Source organism: Comamonas sp. FUJ_7, assembly GCF_057369555.1.
This window is the reverse complement of record NZ_JBXXZI010000008.1, coordinates 14,256-29,627: the sequence shown is the minus strand read 5'-3', so window position 1 is coordinate 29,627 and position 15,372 is coordinate 14,256. Positions and strand designations below refer to the sequence as shown.

Sequence of the window (15,372 nt, the reverse complement as noted above, 5' to 3'; positions counted from 1 at the left end):
AAAGAAGTCTGACCATCGGGTTCTTATGACATGGCGAGCAGCAATGTACCATGTTGCACCGCGCAAAACGACACCCGAATATGCGCAGAATCCACAATTCAGGCCAACTTTGTCGCGTTCGTGAAACAGCTGCAATGCATTGAATTATTTAAGAAAATTATTCCTACACGATATTTTTTCTTCCTGCAACTTTCCAATGTCTTATATAAAAGCTCAGCCCTCGGTGCCATCGGCTGGCAAAGCGCTGACAAGCCTGAGTAACTGCGATGTTAACTAGGCCATTTGCATGAGATTGGCATGACTCCTGGCGCAGGACAGGCTGACGATCTCAAAGACAGCCAATGCGCATCGCTTACAAGATTCAAGGACAATCGGCGTTCGGAAAGCGGCAATGGTGCCGCAGGCAGCGGCATATAAACCTCAGAAATGCCCGCGCCGGTGCAGGAGAGAAATGCAATGGCAAAAGTCTTTATTGACGGAGAAGCAGGAACCACAGGTCTGCAGATCCGTGATCGTCTGGTCGATTTTGCAGGTGTGGAGCTGGTCAGTATCGACCCCGCACTGCGCAAGGACCCCGCTGCCAAGCGCGCCCTGATCGCCGGTGTGGATCTGGTCATCCTGTGCCTGCACGACGATGCCGCCCGTGAAACCGCCGCCATGGTGGACTCCATCACCGCAGAGACTGGCCGCGCCATCAAGATCATCGATGCATCGACCGCGCACCGCACGGCCCCCGGCTGGGTCTATGGCTTCCCCGAACTGCGCGCCGGCCAGCTTGACGCCATCAAGACCGCCACCCGCGTAAGCAACCCCGGCTGCTACGCCACAGGCGCCATTGCCCTGCTGGCACCGCTGGTGGCTGCGGGCCTGATTCCTGCCGACTACCCCGTGGCTCTGCCCTCCGTGTCCGGCTATACCGGCGGCGGACGCACCATGATCGAAGCCTATGAAGGCGGCAACGCTGCGCCTTATGAGGCCTATGCACTGGGCCTGTCGCACAAGCACATTCCCGAAATCCTGCACTACACCGGCATGACACGCCGCCCCGTGTTCATCCCCGCCGTCAGCAACTTTGCCCAGGGCATGCTGGTGCAGCTGCCTCTGCATCTGGACCTGCTGCCCGGCGCCCCCAAGGCGGCCGATCTGCACGACGCGCTGGCCAGCCACTACGCAGCCACCAACACGCCCGCCAACTGGGTCAGCGTGCTGCCGCCTACCGAAGACAACAAGCTGGCTGCCGACACCCTGGCCAACACCAACCAGCTGGAGCTGCGCGTGTTTGCCAATGAAGAGCATCGCCAGGCCGTGCTGATTGCGCGTCTGGACAATCTGGGCAAGGGTGCCAGCGGCGCAGCCGTGCAAAACCTGCAGATCATGCTGGGCCTGTAAAGCGGCGCACCATCCTTGCGACAACGGCCCTTAGGGGCCGTTTTTCATGGCTGCAGACCGCACATCGTCATGACTTGAACAAGCGCTAAAAATCCCATCAAACTCATAGCTTGCAGCGCTTTTAAAGCAATGCTTTCAAGTCGATTTCCATCTGAACTCAAGGTGAACCTTGCGCATGCAGCTCCTGTTTTTGAAAGTCTCGCACCATGAGCCCTCATGAAGCCTCCGTACAGCGCGCCACCTTCATAGGCCTGCTGGCCGTGCTGTGCTGGAGCTGCACCGTGGGCCTGATACGCGCCGTGGCCGAGCCGCTGGGCGCGGTGGGCGGAGCGGCCTGCCTCTACACCACCGCCGCTGTCTGCATCGCCCTGGCACGCGGGCGCAAAGGCTGGCGTGAAGTAGCCCGCTGGCGCGAGATGCAGCCGGTCTATCTATGGGGCTGCGGTGCGCTGTTTGTGATCTATGAAATCTGCCTGTCCGTGGCCATTGGCCTGGCCCAGGATCGCGCGCAGGCCATGGAGATCGGCCTCATCAACTACCTCTGGCCCAGCCTCACCATCGTGCTGGCCGTGCTCTGCGGTCAGCAGACTGCGCGCTGGTGGCTATGGCCGGGCGTGCTTCTTTGCCTGTGGGGGCTGGCCCACGTGCTGGGCGGCGAGAGCTTCAGCCCGTCTCTCATGCTCGCCCATATGCAGCACAACCCTCTGGCCTATGCCATGGGCTTTGCCGCAGCACTGATCTGGCCCGCCTACTCGCTGCTGGCCCGCCGCTACGGCGCAGGCTTCAATGCCGTGGGCCTGTTTGTCACCGGCACGGCTCTGGCTCTCTGGCTTCAATGGTGGCTGCTGACGGACGCTGTGCCCATGCAGTGGTCAGCCATGACTGCGCTGCAGGTCTTGCTGGTTGGTGCGCTCACGGCGCTGGGCTATAGCTGCTGGGAGCATGGCATTCAGCACGGCAAGCTGGCGGTGCTGGCCGCAGCCTCTTACTTCACCCCCGTGCTGTCTGCGCTGATGGCAAGTGTGTTGCTTCAAGTCCTGCCGGGCTGGAGCTTCTGGCAAGGCGTGGCCATGGTCACAATGGGTTCTCTGATCTGCTGGTGGGCAACGCGCAGCGCCCGCCATTGAAAGCAAAAAAGGATAAGTGGCGATGGAGTTCAACGACACCTTGGGCGACCTGATGACCGCCGTGGGCACAGGCTTGATGCTGGGCGTGGTGCGCGAGCGCATGCATGCTGGCCAGCAGATACAAGCGGCTGGCACACGTACCCATACCTTGGTCAGCCTGCTGGGCTGCCTGAGCTGGATGCTGGGCCTGCCGGTCTTTATCGCCTTTGCCATGCTGGTGGGCGGCCTCACCATCACCGCCTATTGGCGCACCGCACATGAAGACCCGGGGCTGACGGGCGAGGTTGCACTGCTGCTCAGTGTGCTGCTAGGCGGCCTGGCCGCTGAAAACCGCGCCTTGGCAGCCGCTCTTGCCGTGCTGGTCGCAATTTTGCTGATGGCCAAGGCCCCATTGCAAAAACTCAGCCGCGAACTCATCAGCGAGCGAGAACTGCAAGACGGCCTGATGCTGGCCGCAGCTGCCCTGGTAGTGCTGCCGCTGCTGCCCGCACAAGCGATGGACCCCTGGGGAGCCGTCAGTCCGTCCACCGTCTGGCGCATCGTCGTGCTGGTCATGGCAGTCGGCATGTTCGGCCATATCGCGCAGCGACTCTTCGGCGCCCGCTGGGGCCTGTCGATTGCCGGCTTTTTCTCGGGTTTTGTCTCTTCATCAGCCACCGTCACGGGCATGGGCCAAAGAGCCCGCGAAAACGCCACCCAGAGCATGGCTTGCGCTGCCGCCGCACTGCTGGCCAATCTTGCATCGCTGCTGCTCTTCATGGCCGTTGTGGGCTCAGCCTCACCAGCCTTGCTGCGCGCTACCTGGCCGGCTCTGTCCGCTGCGGCTCTGGCTCTGCTCGTCGTCACCGGATTCTGGCTCTGGCGCGCCCGGCAAACCGATATGCAAATGCCGCAAAGCTCAGACCGCGCCTTCAAGCTCAGTCAGGCGCTTTTGATTGCCGCACTGATTACCGGAGTTTCCTTGCTGGCCGCCCTGCTGGGTGAGCGCTTTGGCAGTGCCGGTGTGCTCATCACGGCCATGCTGGTCGCACTGGCCGAAGTACATGCGGCGGCGGCCGGGGTCGCCCAGTTGCAGACCTCTGGACTGGTGCCGCTGGAGGTTGCCCGCTGGGGCGTTCTGGGCGTGCTGGGCACCAGCAGTCTGGCCAAGACCTTGCTGGCTTTTGCCAGCGGTGGCGGCCAATACGGCAGCCAGGTGGCCTTGGGCCTGATTGGCATGGTCACGGCAGCCGGCCTTGGCATGCTGCTATAAAAATCAGAAGTCCTCTTCGGGTGGCTGCTGCTTGTCCACCACCTTGCGCACCACGTCACCGCCAAAGCCACGACTGGCCAGAAAGCGCATTTGCTTCATGCGCTCTTGCGGTGTCTGGGCCGGACTGCCAAACCTCTGCTTCCAGACCGCCCAGGCCCTCGCATGCTCGCTCCCCCGCAACTGCTCACTGGCTTGCCGCACGGTCTCATCATCCAGTCCCTTGCTGCGCAAGTCATGCAGCACGCGTGCCGTACCAAAGCGGCCTGCCTTGCTGCGAATGACTGACTCCACCACCCGCTCCACACTGATAAAACCACGCTTTTCCAGCTCGTCCAGAATGGCCGGCAAGTCGTCACCGTCTTGCACATGTGGACTCAGCTTGCGCAGCAACTCCAGCCGCGAATGCTCACGCTGCGCCAGCAGCTTCAGAGCACGCCCTTTGAGAGAGAGCTTGGCAAAGCTCATGCAACAAATCTCCAGAAATCAGAACAAACGTAAAAACAAAAAAGCGCAGGGGATACCTGCGCAAAGATGGCAACTTTTTTGCAAGGCCCGAGGCCTCAAAAACAGGCATGTACCAAACCAGTGACAGCGAGCAAGGGCCGCCCCGCAGCGAGGCTGTCGTCCCCCTCCCCTAGCGCGCTAGAGAAAGGGGGAAGCGGCAAAGCCGCTCAGGGGGAGTGATTACCCAATCACGCCGTCTTCATCGACACCGTTTTTATCGGCCTTCTTGCCCTTTTTGCCCTTGGCAGCCTCTTCCTCTGCCGCCACGGGAAGCAAGGAGATGCCCAGGCTTTCGCGCACCTTGTTTTCGATTTCGATGGCAAGAGCTGGGTTCTCGCGCAGGAATTCACGGGAGTTATCACGCCCTTGACCGATCTTCTCGCCGTTGTAGGCGTACCAGGCACCGCTCTTGTCCAGAATCTTGGCGTTCACGCCCATGTCCAGAATCTCGCCTTCGCGGCTGATGCCTTCGCCAAACAGAATGTCGAACTCAGCCACCTTGAAAGGAGGCGATACCTTGTTCTTCACGACCTTCACCTTGGTTTCGTTGCCGATGACTTCGTCACCCTTTTTGATGCTGCCGGTGCGGCGAATGTCCAGACGCACGGAGGCGTAGAACTTCAGCGCATTACCGCCGGTTGTGGTTTCGGGCGAACCAAACATCACGCCGATCTTCATGCGAATCTGGTTAATGAAGATGACCATGCAGTTGGTCTTCTTGATCGTCGCGGTGAGCTTGCGCAGCGCCTGGCTCATCAGTCGGGCTTGCAGGCCGGGCAGGGAGTCGCCCATCTCGCCTTCGATTTCGGCCTTGGGTGTCAGTGCGGCCACCGAGTCCACAACGATCAGATCCACCGCGCCCGAGCGCACCAGGCTGTCGCAAATTTCCAGCGCCTGCTCGCCGGTGTCGGGCTGGCTGATCAGTACTTCATTGAGGTTCACGCCCAGCTTCTGGGCATAGCTGGTGTCCAGCGCGTGCTCCGCGTCGATAAAAGCGCAGGTGCCGCCCTGCTTTTGCATCTCGGCGATGACCTGCAGCGTCAGCGTGGTCTTGCCCGAGGATTCAGGGCCGTAGATTTCGATCACGCGGCCACGGGGCAAGCCACCTACGCCCAGGGCAATGTCCAGACCCAGAGAGCCGGTGGAAACCACCTGAATATCTTGGATCGCCTCGCCCTCACCGAGCTTCATGATGGTGCCCTTGCCGAACTGCTTTTCGATCTGGGCCAGGGCGGCTGCCAGGGCTTTGGCTTTTTCGCCGTTGTCGGCAGCGGGGTTCTTGGCAATGGCGTTCATATCAGGCTCCAGGATAGGTGAATGACTGTCTGTGGCCAGCCCTGTCTTTGCATTCAGGCTGGATGCTTGAACAGTAGTTTATGAGTTTGTTCAGCACTTGTGTTGTAGTATTTAGTCAGTTTGCCTTACTATTTTCCATGAGCGAAATTGCCCCCGTCACCCCGCCCTCCGATGCCTGGCGTCAAACCCATCTGGGGCGTCAGCTCGGTCATGCCATGCGCCGCTTCGATGCGCGTGTGCTGCAGCTCATGGCCCGCGATATCGAGGTTCCGCTGGCCCTGTCCAACCTCGCGGCGCGCGACAAAGTGGGGGCGGCGCACATTCACATCACCCGCCACCTATCACTGGCGGGCGACCGTCTGACCGACCTGGCTGACAAGGCCGGCATGAGCAAGCAGGCCATGGCCGACCTGGTGACGCAATGCGAGGCTTGGGGCTTGGTGACGCGAGAGGCCGACCCGCATGACGCACGTGCCAAGCGAGTGCGCTTTACAGAGACAGGGCTGGCCTGGCTGCAGGCTTTTCACGACGCAGTAACGCAGGCCGAAGCCGAGTTCCGCGAAGCCGTGGGTGACGATGTGGCCACCGTAGTGGCGCTGGGTCTGGAGGCCTACGCCGACGGTTATTAGAGCGCTGCCATCACCCTGTATTGACGACTTGTTGACGCCAGCCATCTGCCATCAAGAATTGCGCCGAACCGTGCTGGGCCATCCCTACAATGGCAGCAAAAGTGCACTCAAGCACACATAACAAGCAGGAGACACTCATGCGCATACTGATTGCCGAAGACGACCAGGTGCTGGCGGATGGATTGCTGCGCACGCTGCGCAGCTCGGGTGCCGTGGTCAGCCACGTGGCCAACGGCAGCGAAGCCGATACCGCCTTGCTGACCAGCAGCGAATTCGATTTGCTGATTCTTGACCTGGGCCTGCCCAAGGTCCATGGCCTGGAAGTACTCAAGCGCCTGCGCGGGCGTGGCGATGCGCTGCCGGTGCTGATTCTCACGGCGGCCGATTCCATCGAAGAACGGGTGCAAGGCCTGGACTACGGCGCCGACGATTACATGGCTAAGCCCTTTGCGCTGTCCGAGCTGGAAGCACGCGTGCGTGCTCTGACCCGGCGCGGCATGGGCGGCGCCAGTTCCACCATCAAGCATGGCCCGCTGGTCTACGACCAGACCGGGCGCGTGGCCACCATCGACGGCAAGATGGTCGAGCTGTCGGCGCGCGAGCTGGGCCTGCTGGAGGTGCTGCTGCAGCGCGCGGGCCGTCTGGTCAGCAAGGACCAGCTGGTAGAGCGGCTGTGTGAATGGGGCGAAGAGGTCAGCAACAACGCCATTGAGGTCTATATCCACCGCCTGCGCAAGAAGATCGAGAAAGGGCCGATTCGCATCGCCACCGTGCGCGGTCTTGGTTACTGCCTGGAAAAGATAGCCCCCCCCTGAGCGGCTGCGCCGCTTCCCCCGAGGGGACGATGGCCTTTGCTGCTGGTGGGCGGCCCTTGCTGGCCATCCCTGAGTTGGAACACGCCAGTTTTACAAGCATGAAAATTTTTCAGCGTGAGCAGCGGTCCCTCTTTGGCGAGATCCTTGACTGGATGCTCACGCCCCTGCTGCTGCTGTGGCCCGTCAGTCTGGCGCTGACCTGGCTGGTGGCCCAGGGCCTGGCCAACAAGCCGTTTGACCGTGCGCTGGAGTACAACGCACAGGCGCTGGCGCAGCTGGTCATCGTGCAACGGGGCAAGGTGCAGTTCAATCTGCCGCAGTCGGCCAGCGAAATTCTGCGTGCCGATGAGTCGGACACGGTGTTCTTCCAGGTCAGCGGCACCAAGGGCGAATACCTGGCGGGTGAGCGCGACCTGCCGCGCCCGCCGGCCAGTGATGAAGCGCCACCCACAGGTACCGTGCTGCTGCGCGACGAAGAGTACAAGGGGATTGACCTGCGCGTGGCCTACATCTGGGTGCGCATGCCGCTGCCGGGCGAGCCCAATGCACTGGTACAAGTGGCCGAAACCCGCGAAAAGCGCAGCGTGCTGGCTACCGAAATCATCAAGGGCGTGATGCTGCCCCAGTTCGTCATCCTGCCGCTGGCAGCCTTGCTGGTGTGGCTGGCGCTGGCACGCGGCATCAAGCCGCTGCACCGGCTGGAAGAGCGCATTCGCGCGCGCAAGCCCGAAGACCTCTCTCCCATACACCACCGGGATGTGCCCCTGGAGGTCGTGCCTCTGGTCGATTCGGTCAACGATCTGCTGCAGCGGCTGGACGACTCCATCGCCACACAAAAGCGCTTTCTGGCCGATGCCGCTCACCAGCTCAAGACCCCGCTGGCCGGGCTGCGCATGCAGGCCGATCTGGCCCAGCGCGAGGGCTCGAACACCGAGGAGCTCAAGCGTTCTCTGGCGCAGATTGGGCGCTCCTCCATGCGCGCCACGCACACCGTCAACCAGCTGCTGGCACTGGCTCGGGCCGAAAGCGCCGTACCCGCCATGCAGGGCTGCAATCTGGTGCGCATCGTCACCGATGTGTTCCAGGACTGCCTGCCGCGCGCCATGGACAAGCACATCGACCTGGGCTACGAGGGTGCCAGCGCCAGCACGCCGGGCGTCTGGCTCAATGGCAATGCCACGCTGCTGGCGGAGCTGGTGCGCAACCTGGTGGACAACGCCATCAACTACACGCCATCGACCAACGAGCAGCCCGGCATGATCACCGTGCGCGTGCAAGCCGACCCCTTTGGCCAAACGCTGTTGCTGCAAGTGGAGGACAGCGGCCCCGGCGTCCCCCAGGCCGAGCGCGAGCTGATCTTTCAGCCTTTTTATCGTGCGCTGGGCAATGAAGCCGATGGCTCGGGCCTGGGTCTGCCCATCGTCATGGAAATCGCGCGCCAGCATGGTGCACAGGTGCTGCTGCAGGATGCCGCTGCCGGTCAGACGCCCCCTGGAGCCCGGTTCACCGTACGCTTCAAAGCCCTGCCGGCTCCGTCTTCAGACCGCTGAAATCTGCACCAAATTGGTGCCCCATCGAAGAGCCAAAGCCGCGCCAGCTATGGCTTTGCGCCCATTTTGGTGCCCGCCAAATAGCGGAAACTGCGTATTTTGCAAATCAATGCTTACCCTAGAATGATTTCCACTATAGGTTGCACCGAGAGTCAGCACTTGCGCTCTACAGATGCAATCAATCGGACCTACTGGATTCTGGGAGCTATTTGATGCAACGTCGTCACTTTATCTACACCGCCGCTGCTGCTGCAGTCGCTTCTTCCTTGCCCGGCCTGGCTGCGGCACAGGAGACATCACGCCCGCTGCGCATCGTCGTGCCCTTCCCCGCTGGCGGCTCTACCGACATGGTGCCCCGCAATATGCAGGACGTGCTGCCCAAGCTGCTGGGCGGCCAGGCTGTCGTGATTGAAAACAAGGCCGGCGCTGGCGGCTCCATCGGCATGGCCGAAGTGGCCCGCGCCACCGACGGCGTGACCTTTGGTATCGCCACCCTGTCCACCCACGGCGTGAACCCTGCCGTGTTCAAGAAGCTGCCCTACAACGCCACCAATGATTTCGTGGGCGTGACCGAGGTCGTCAAGGCCCCCGGCGTGCTGGTGATCAACCCCAAGCTGATCCCTGTGAAGACCTTTGCCGAATTTGTGGACTACCTCAAGGCCAACCCCGGCAAGATCTCTTATGCCACACCCGGCAACGGCACCATCGGCCACATGTGGGGCGCCCAGTTCCTCAAGAGCACGGGCACGGACATGCACCACATCCCCTACCGCGGTGCGGGCCCGGCCATCAACGATGTGCTGGGCGGCCAGGTGCCGGTGTACTTCGACCAGGTGGCGTCTTCGCTGCCCCACATCAAGGCCGGCAAGGTGCGTGCGCTGGCCGTGTCCTGGCACGAGCGCCTGGATGTGCTGCCCGATGTGCAGACCTATGCCCAGGCCGGTCACCCCGACCTGAACGATCCTTCCTGGTTCGGCCTGGTCGCCCCCAAGAACACGCCTGCCGCGCAAGTGGAGCGCGTGCAAAAAGCCATTGTTGCGGCTCTCCAGGATCCTGCCGTGCAAAAGCGCATGGCCGCTCAGGGCCTGTACCCCTCTGGCACCACCAGCGCTGACTTCACCAAGCAGATCTCCAGCGAAGTGGCCAAGATGAAGAAGGTGGCCGCTGCCGCCAATATTCATCTGGATTAAAAACAGGAGCTGATTGCGCTTGTCGCAATTGGGTTTCCAATACAAAAGGCCTGCAAATGCAGGCCTTTTGTGCGCTAGCAGCTATTAAATTACTTTCTGCAGGTCTGCAAAGCCTTGGGCATCAGGTTCTTGCCCGCCAACGCAACCACCTCGCTGCGGAAGGTCGGCGTGGCCTTGGGCAGACGCAGGGCATACGTGGTCACATCGGGACGCTCTTGCACCACGCGGGCCGAACGAACGCCCTGACGTGCGTAGATCGCCAGCTGTCGCTGCGCGGCCTCTTCCGTCGAAAAACGTCCCAGCGACAAGCCCGGCTCAAAACTGCCGCCGGCACGGTCAAAGTCGATATTCATCAGGCGCAGCTCACCGCGCTTGCGATCCAGAAACTCGGCGTCGGGGAACTTGCCCATGTAAACCATCCAGCGCCCGTTCTGGTGGCTGGGCACCAGCTCCCAGTCGCTCTTGGGCTTGCCTGCCAGCGCACGGCGAATGCTGTCGGCCTGCGCCTCATCAATGCCGCTGGCCTGATAGCAGGCCTCAGCCTCCTTCTTGGCTTCCTTCACAGGCTCCTTGGGCGCTTTATCTTCCTTGGGCTCCTGGGCTTTGGCCGCTTCCGGCTTGGCTTCTTCCTGCGGCTGCACTTCCTGAGGCACAGGCGCACTGTCCTCAACCTGCGGCGCTAAGGGCTCGGGCTCCGTGCTGCTGGACTGCTGCACCGGCTGTACCGGCTGCGGCAAGAACTCCAGCGCATCGGGCCTGATCTGCTCTTGCAGGCGCTGCGGCTCGGATTGCACCTCGGGCGCCAGCCCCATGCTGGCCAGATAGCCGTGGCTCCACATGTAATAGCCCGCATTAGCGAGGAGCAGCAGCACAAAGACGATTCTCAGCATGGCGTTCTCATATCAAGGTTTGCGTTAGGTTACAGCCTCTGCATAGCTTGTGAAATCGGCGCCCCGCCGCAACGGCGGCGTTCCCTCCCATAGCGCAAAGCGCGTAGAGAGAGGAGGAAGACGCGAAGCGGCTCAGGAGGTGGCCCATTCAATTCTGTATTGGAGTGCTGGCCGGGCGCACGCTGATTTCCGAACTGGTCACTGCCTGCACACCGGCCGCCGTGCGCACCAGAAAGCCGCCATCCGCAGCCACACCCTCGGCCATGCCTGTCGTGCCATCGCTCAGGTTCACCTCGCGGCCCGCCAGCAGGTCACGCTGGGCAAAGCGCTGCATCAGCGGGGCAAAACCATGCTGGGCAAAGCTCTGCACCTCGGCCACCAGATTGGGCAATATGCAGGCCAGAGCCGTGGGGGCGTCCAGCGCAGCATCGAGCTCCTGGAGGCAGGCCGGAGCCGTGCGCATGCCGTCACCGGGGCGCGGCCGCACATTGATGCCAATGCCGATCACCACATAGCGCGGTGCGCTGAAGTCATGCTGGTGCGTGCCCACAAAGCTGGCGGTCTCGATCAGAATACCGGCCAGCTTGCGGTCGCCCTCCAGCCACAGATCATTGGGCCATTTGATGCCGATCTTGGGCGCTGCACCCAGAGCACTTGCAACAGGCAGACGAGGCTGCAGGCTCTCGGCCACGCTCACGCCCACGGCCAGCGATAGCCCCGACCAATCCTTGGGTGCCAGCGGCAAGCCCAGCGAGAACATCAGCGAATCACCGACACCACTAACCCAGTTGCGGCCCAGCCGGCCACGCCCTTGCGTCTGCTGCTCTGCAATCAGCAGCACCGGCTCCGTCAACCCCTCACGCGCACGACGCATGAGCTCGGTGTTGCTGGAGTCGATGCTGGGCAGCACCTCAACCGTAAAGCCCGGCAGCTGCGGTGCAATGGCTTCCCACAAGGCTTCGGCATTCCAGTGAATCGGCTGGGTCATTTCTCTTTATCCAAATCTAAAACTGGCGCATCTCTCAAATCAGGGATGCCGAGCAAGAGCCGCCTCGCGGCGAAGGCATCGTCCCCCTCCCATAGCGCGAAGCGCGTAGAGAGAAGGGGAAGGCGCGCAGCGCCTCAGGGGTTGCTTGCAGGCATCGGCGGTTTCCAGCCCCTTTTCGGCGCCAGCATCGTCCCCCGGCAGTTCGCCGCACCGCAGTAGCAAGCGTATTCGGCCTTGAGCTTCTTGGTGTAGCGCTCTTCCACCATCAGGCCGTAGTCGTAGTTCAGCTCTTCACCGGCTGCAATATTGCGCAGCGCAATGATGTAGATGCGGCCATCGACCTCGTCGGTGTAGCAGTTGGGATCGCAGCTGTGATTGATCCAGCGCGCAGAGTTGCCCTTGTGCGTGGCATCGATCACACGCTCGTCATCGACCTGGAAGTAGAAGGTGTGATTGGGCTGGCTGGGGTCGTGTGGATGGCGATCCTGAGCTTGCTGCCAGTCAATCACTTCACCCACATACTCAATAATGGTTTCGCCTTCCGCAATATCCTGCGCGGCGAAAACGCCTTTGCCATGCACGCCGGAGCGCCGAGTCTGGATGCGACGGCCTTTTGATGAGGCCAGGGATGTGCGGGGCATGTTTTCTCTGATACTTTGAATATGCACACATGTGCGCATGCGCGCGCGTGAGAAGCGGATTGTATGAGCCTGAGCACTATGAGTGGCTCGGGTGGTTAATGACGACGAGAACACACAATGACTAAAACCCTGGTGATTGCAGAGAAGCCTTCTGTCGCACAGGACATCGTCCGTGCACTGACCCCGGTGGCAGGCAAGTTCGAAAAACACGATGACTATTTCGAATCCGACAGCTATGTGGTGACCAGTGCGGTCGGCCACCTGGTGGAGATTCAGGCGCCCGAGGAATTCGACGTCAAGCGCGGCAAGTGGAGCTTTGCCAATCTGCCAGTCATCCCCCCGCGCTTTGACCTCAAGCCCGTGGACAAGACCAAGACGCGTCTGAACGCTGTGGTCAAACAGGCCAAGCGCAAGGATGTGACCGAACTCATCAACGCCTGTGACGCGGGACGCGAAGGTGAGCTGATCTTCCGCCTGATCGAGCAATACGCAGGCGGCGCCAAGGGCGGACTGGGCAAGCCCGTCAAGCGCCTGTGGCTGCAGTCCATGACGCCGCAAGCGATCCGTGACGGCTTCAACAATCTGCGCAGCGATGCCCAGATGCAGGGCCTGGCCAGCGCCGCGCGCAGCCGCTCCGAAGCCGACTGGCTGGTGGGCATCAACGGCACGCGTGCCATGACGGCCTTCAACTCGCGCGACGGCGGCTTCTTCCTCACCACCGTGGGCCGCGTGCAGACGCCTACGCTGTCGCTGGTAGTGGAGCGCGAAGAAAAAATCCGCAAGTTCGTCAGCCGCGATTACTGGGAAGTGCATGGCACGTTCGACGCGCAAGCTGGCCAGTACCTGGGCAAGTGGTTCAACCCGCAGTGGAAGAAGTCCGACGATGCCGAAGCCAAGGCCGACCGCCTGTGGAACAAGGCCGAGGCCGATGCCATTGCCGCCGCTGTGCGCGGCAAGCCTGCCACCGTTACCGAAGAGAGCAAGCCCACCACGCAGGCCTCGCCCCTGCTGTTCGACCTGACCAGCCTGCAGCGCGAAGCCAACGGCAAGTACGGCTTCTCGGCCAAGACGACTCTCGCGCTGGCGCAAAGCCTGTACGAGCGCCACAAGGCCCTGACCTACCCACGTACCGACGCGCGTGCCCTGCCCGAGGACTATCTGCCCGTGGCACGCCAGACTTTCGACATGCTGGCCACCAGCGGCATGCGCCATCTGGCACCGTTTGCGCAGCAGGCGATCAATGACAACTACATCCGCCCGACCAAGCGCATCTTCGACAACAGCAAGATCTCGGATCACTTTGCCATCATCCCCACCACACAGGCCCCCACAGGCCTGAGCGAGGCTGAGCAGAAGCTCTACGACCTAGTCGTGCGCCGCTTTATGGCAGTGTTCTTCCCCAGCGCCGAATACCAGGTGACCACCCGCATCAGCAAGGTGGAGCAGCACAGCTTCAAGACCGAGGGCAAGGTGCTGGTCAAGCCGGGCTGGCTGGCCATCTACGGCAAGGAAGCTGCCAACGAAGTGGAAGACGCCAAGGAAGGCGACAAGGGTCAGCCCCTGGTGGCCGTGCAGCCTGGCGAGCAGCCACGCACCGACCATGCCGATGTCAAGGGCCTGAAAACCAAGCCGCCTGCACGCTACAGCGAAGCCACGCTGCTGGGCGCCATGGAAAGCGCCGGCAAGCAGATTGACGACGAAGAGCTGCGCAGCGCCATGCAGGAAAAGGGCCTGGGCACGCCAGCCACGCGCGCGGCCATCATCGAAGGCTTGATTACTGAAAAGTACATGCTGCGCGAAGGCCGCGAGCTGATCCCCACGGCCAAGGCCTTCCAGCTGATGACACTGCTGCGTGGACTGGGTGTGGAAGAGCTCTCGCGCGCCGACCTGACCGGCGAGTGGGAGTACAAGCTGTCGCAGATGGAAAAGGGCCAGCTCTCGCGCGAAGCCTTTATGCAGCAGATTCAGGCCATGACCGAGAAGCTGGTCAAAAAGGCCAAGGAATACGACCGCGACACCATCCCCGGCGACTACGCCACGCTGGCCACGCCCTGCCCCAACTGCGGCGGCGTGGTCAAGGAAAACTACCGCCGCTACGCCTGTACGGGCGCAGACGGCCACAGCGCAGGCTGCGGCTTCTCGTTCACCAAGTCACCCGCAGGCCGCACCTTTGAGACGTCCGAAGCCGAGCAATTGCTGCGCGACCGCCGCATTGGCCCGCTGGAAGGTTTCCGCTCCAAGGCGGGCTGGCCTTTTGTGGCCGAAGTGGCCATCGTGCATGACGAAGAAGCCAAGAACTACAAGCTGGAATTCGACTTCGGCGACGACAAGGATTCCGAGGACACCGGCGAGATCGTGGACTTTGCCAGCCAGCAGCCTCTGGGCCCCTGCCCCAAGTGCGGCTCGCCCGTCTTCGAGCATGGTGCCAACTATGTCTGCTCCAAGGCCGTTCCCACGCTGGCGCAGACCACGCCCAGCTGCGACTTCAAGAGCGGCCAGATCATCCTGCAGCAGCCCATCGAGCGCGAGCAGATGACCAAGCTGCTGCAGACCGGCAAGACTGATCTGCTGGAGAAGTTCGTCTCCAACCGCACACGCCGCAACTTCAAGGCCTTCCTGGCCTGGGATGGTGCAGCAGGCAAGGTGAACTTCGAGTTCGAGCAGCGCGAGGGCAAGTACCCGGCACGCAAAACTGCTGGCGCAGCGACCAAGACCACAGCCGCTGCAAAGAAGACAACGGCTGCTGCCAAAAAAGCCGCCACAAAAACCACCAAGGCTGCTGCTGTCAAAAAGCCGCGCACCGTCAATGCCACGCTGTCACCCAGCGCCGATCTGGCAGCAGTGATCGGTGATGCTCAGACCTCGCGCCCCGAGGTCATCAAGAAGCTGTGGGACTACATCAAGGCCAACGGTCTGCAGGATGCCAAGGACAAGCGCGTGATCAACGCCGATGCCAAGCTCAAGCCCGTTTTCGGCAAGGACCAGGTCAATATGTTCGAGCTGGCTGGCATCGTGGGCAAGCATGTGAGCTAAACACGCTCAGAAGCGGTCTGCAAGACGCTCAACGTAAACGCTGCACGGGAAACCTTGCAGCGTTTTTT

13 protein-coding genes are annotated in these 15,372 nt (G+C 61.8%); 8 read left to right on the top strand and 5 right to left on the bottom strand.

What is annotated here, in order from left to right; all coding sequences use genetic code 11:
• Positions 1 to 456 precede the first annotated feature (456 nt).
• The 3 genes from argC (at position 457) to AC2I9W_RS12845 (ending at position 3,768) form a co-directional block, all read left to right on the top strand.
• Positions 457 to 1,389 carry an N-acetyl-gamma-glutamyl-phosphate reductase gene (gene argC, locus AC2I9W_RS12855; RefSeq protein ID WP_486410342.1) on the top strand — a complete coding sequence of 311 codons (933 nt, stop codon included), beginning with the start codon at positions 457 to 459 and terminating at the stop codon, positions 1,387 to 1,389.
• A gap of 206 nt (positions 1,390 to 1,595) precedes the next feature.
• Positions 1,596 to 2,516 (top strand): aromatic amino acid DMT transporter YddG, encoded by a 921-nt coding sequence (gene yddG / locus AC2I9W_RS12850; RefSeq protein ID WP_486410341.1) that lies wholly within the window; start codon positions 1,596 to 1,598, stop codon positions 2,514 to 2,516.
• 22 nt (positions 2,517 to 2,538) lie between these two features.
• On the top strand, positions 2,539 to 3,768 hold the full coding sequence (locus AC2I9W_RS12845) for an MgtC/SapB family protein (RefSeq protein ID WP_486410340.1): 1,230 nt from the start codon (positions 2,539 to 2,541) through the stop codon (positions 3,766 to 3,768).
• A gap of 3 nt (positions 3,769 to 3,771) precedes the next feature.
• Here the strand turns inward: AC2I9W_RS12845 and recX are convergent, their stop codons facing one another.
• Entirely contained in the window at positions 3,772 to 4,233 is a 462-nt protein-coding gene (gene recX / locus AC2I9W_RS12840) for a recombination regulator RecX (RefSeq protein WP_486410339.1), read from the bottom strand.
• A gap of 219 nt (positions 4,234 to 4,452) precedes the next feature.
• A complete protein-coding gene (recA, locus tag AC2I9W_RS12835; protein WP_486410338.1) occupies positions 4,453 to 5,568 on the bottom strand; it encodes a recombinase RecA in 1,116 nt (371 codons plus the stop codon).
• 137 nt (positions 5,569 to 5,705) lie between these two features.
• Here recA and AC2I9W_RS12830 point away from each other — a divergent pair, with 137 nt between their 5' ends.
• The 4 genes from AC2I9W_RS12830 to AC2I9W_RS12815 all read left to right on the top strand — a co-directional run bounded on the left by AC2I9W_RS12830 (position 5,706) and on the right by AC2I9W_RS12815 (position 9,752).
• On the top strand, positions 5,706 to 6,197 hold the full coding sequence (locus tag AC2I9W_RS12830) for a MarR family winged helix-turn-helix transcriptional regulator (RefSeq protein ID WP_486410337.1): 492 nt from the start codon (positions 5,706 to 5,708) through the stop codon (positions 6,195 to 6,197).
• A gap of 137 nt (positions 6,198 to 6,334) precedes the next feature.
• The gene (locus AC2I9W_RS12825; RefSeq protein WP_003064757.1) at positions 6,335 to 7,012 is read left to right on the top strand and encodes a response regulator; all 678 of its coding nucleotides are present in this window, start codon (positions 6,335 to 6,337) and stop codon (positions 7,010 to 7,012) included.
• Between the two features lie 98 nt (positions 7,013 to 7,110).
• Positions 7,111 to 8,562: a sensor histidine kinase N-terminal domain-containing protein gene (locus tag AC2I9W_RS12820; protein WP_486410336.1), complete on the top strand. Its 1,452-nt coding sequence runs from the start codon at positions 7,111 to 7,113 to the stop codon at positions 8,560 to 8,562.
• Between the two features lie 212 nt (positions 8,563 to 8,774).
• Positions 8,775 to 9,752: a tripartite tricarboxylate transporter substrate binding protein BugE gene (locus AC2I9W_RS12815; protein WP_486410335.1), complete on the top strand. Its 978-nt coding sequence runs from the start codon at positions 8,775 to 8,777 to the stop codon at positions 9,750 to 9,752.
• A gap of 89 nt (positions 9,753 to 9,841) precedes the next feature.
• On the opposite strand, the gene AC2I9W_RS12810 is transcribed toward AC2I9W_RS12815, so the two are convergent.
• The 3 genes from AC2I9W_RS12810 to AC2I9W_RS12800 all read right to left on the bottom strand — a co-directional run bounded on the left by AC2I9W_RS12810 (position 9,842) and on the right by AC2I9W_RS12800 (position 12,271).
• Entirely contained in the window at positions 9,842 to 10,642 is an 801-nt protein-coding gene (locus AC2I9W_RS12810; protein WP_486410334.1) for an SPOR domain-containing protein, read from the bottom strand.
• Between the two features lie 148 nt (positions 10,643 to 10,790).
• Positions 10,791 to 11,630, bottom strand: coding sequence for a biotin--[acetyl-CoA-carboxylase] ligase (locus tag AC2I9W_RS12805; RefSeq protein ID WP_486410333.1), 840 nt, complete (start codon positions 11,628 to 11,630; stop codon positions 10,791 to 10,793).
• A 134-nt stretch (positions 11,631 to 11,764) separates the two neighbouring features.
• Positions 11,765 to 12,271, bottom strand: coding sequence for an SET domain-containing protein (locus AC2I9W_RS12800; RefSeq protein ID WP_486410332.1), 507 nt, complete (start codon positions 12,269 to 12,271; stop codon positions 11,765 to 11,767).
• Positions 12,272 to 12,388: 117 nt separating this feature from the next.
• Between AC2I9W_RS12800 and AC2I9W_RS12795 the strand changes: the two genes are divergently transcribed.
• Complete coding sequence (locus AC2I9W_RS12795) at positions 12,389 to 15,304, top strand: DNA topoisomerase III (protein WP_486410331.1); 2,916 nt, start codon at positions 12,389 to 12,391, stop codon at positions 15,302 to 15,304.
• Positions 15,305 to 15,372 lie beyond the last annotated feature (68 nt).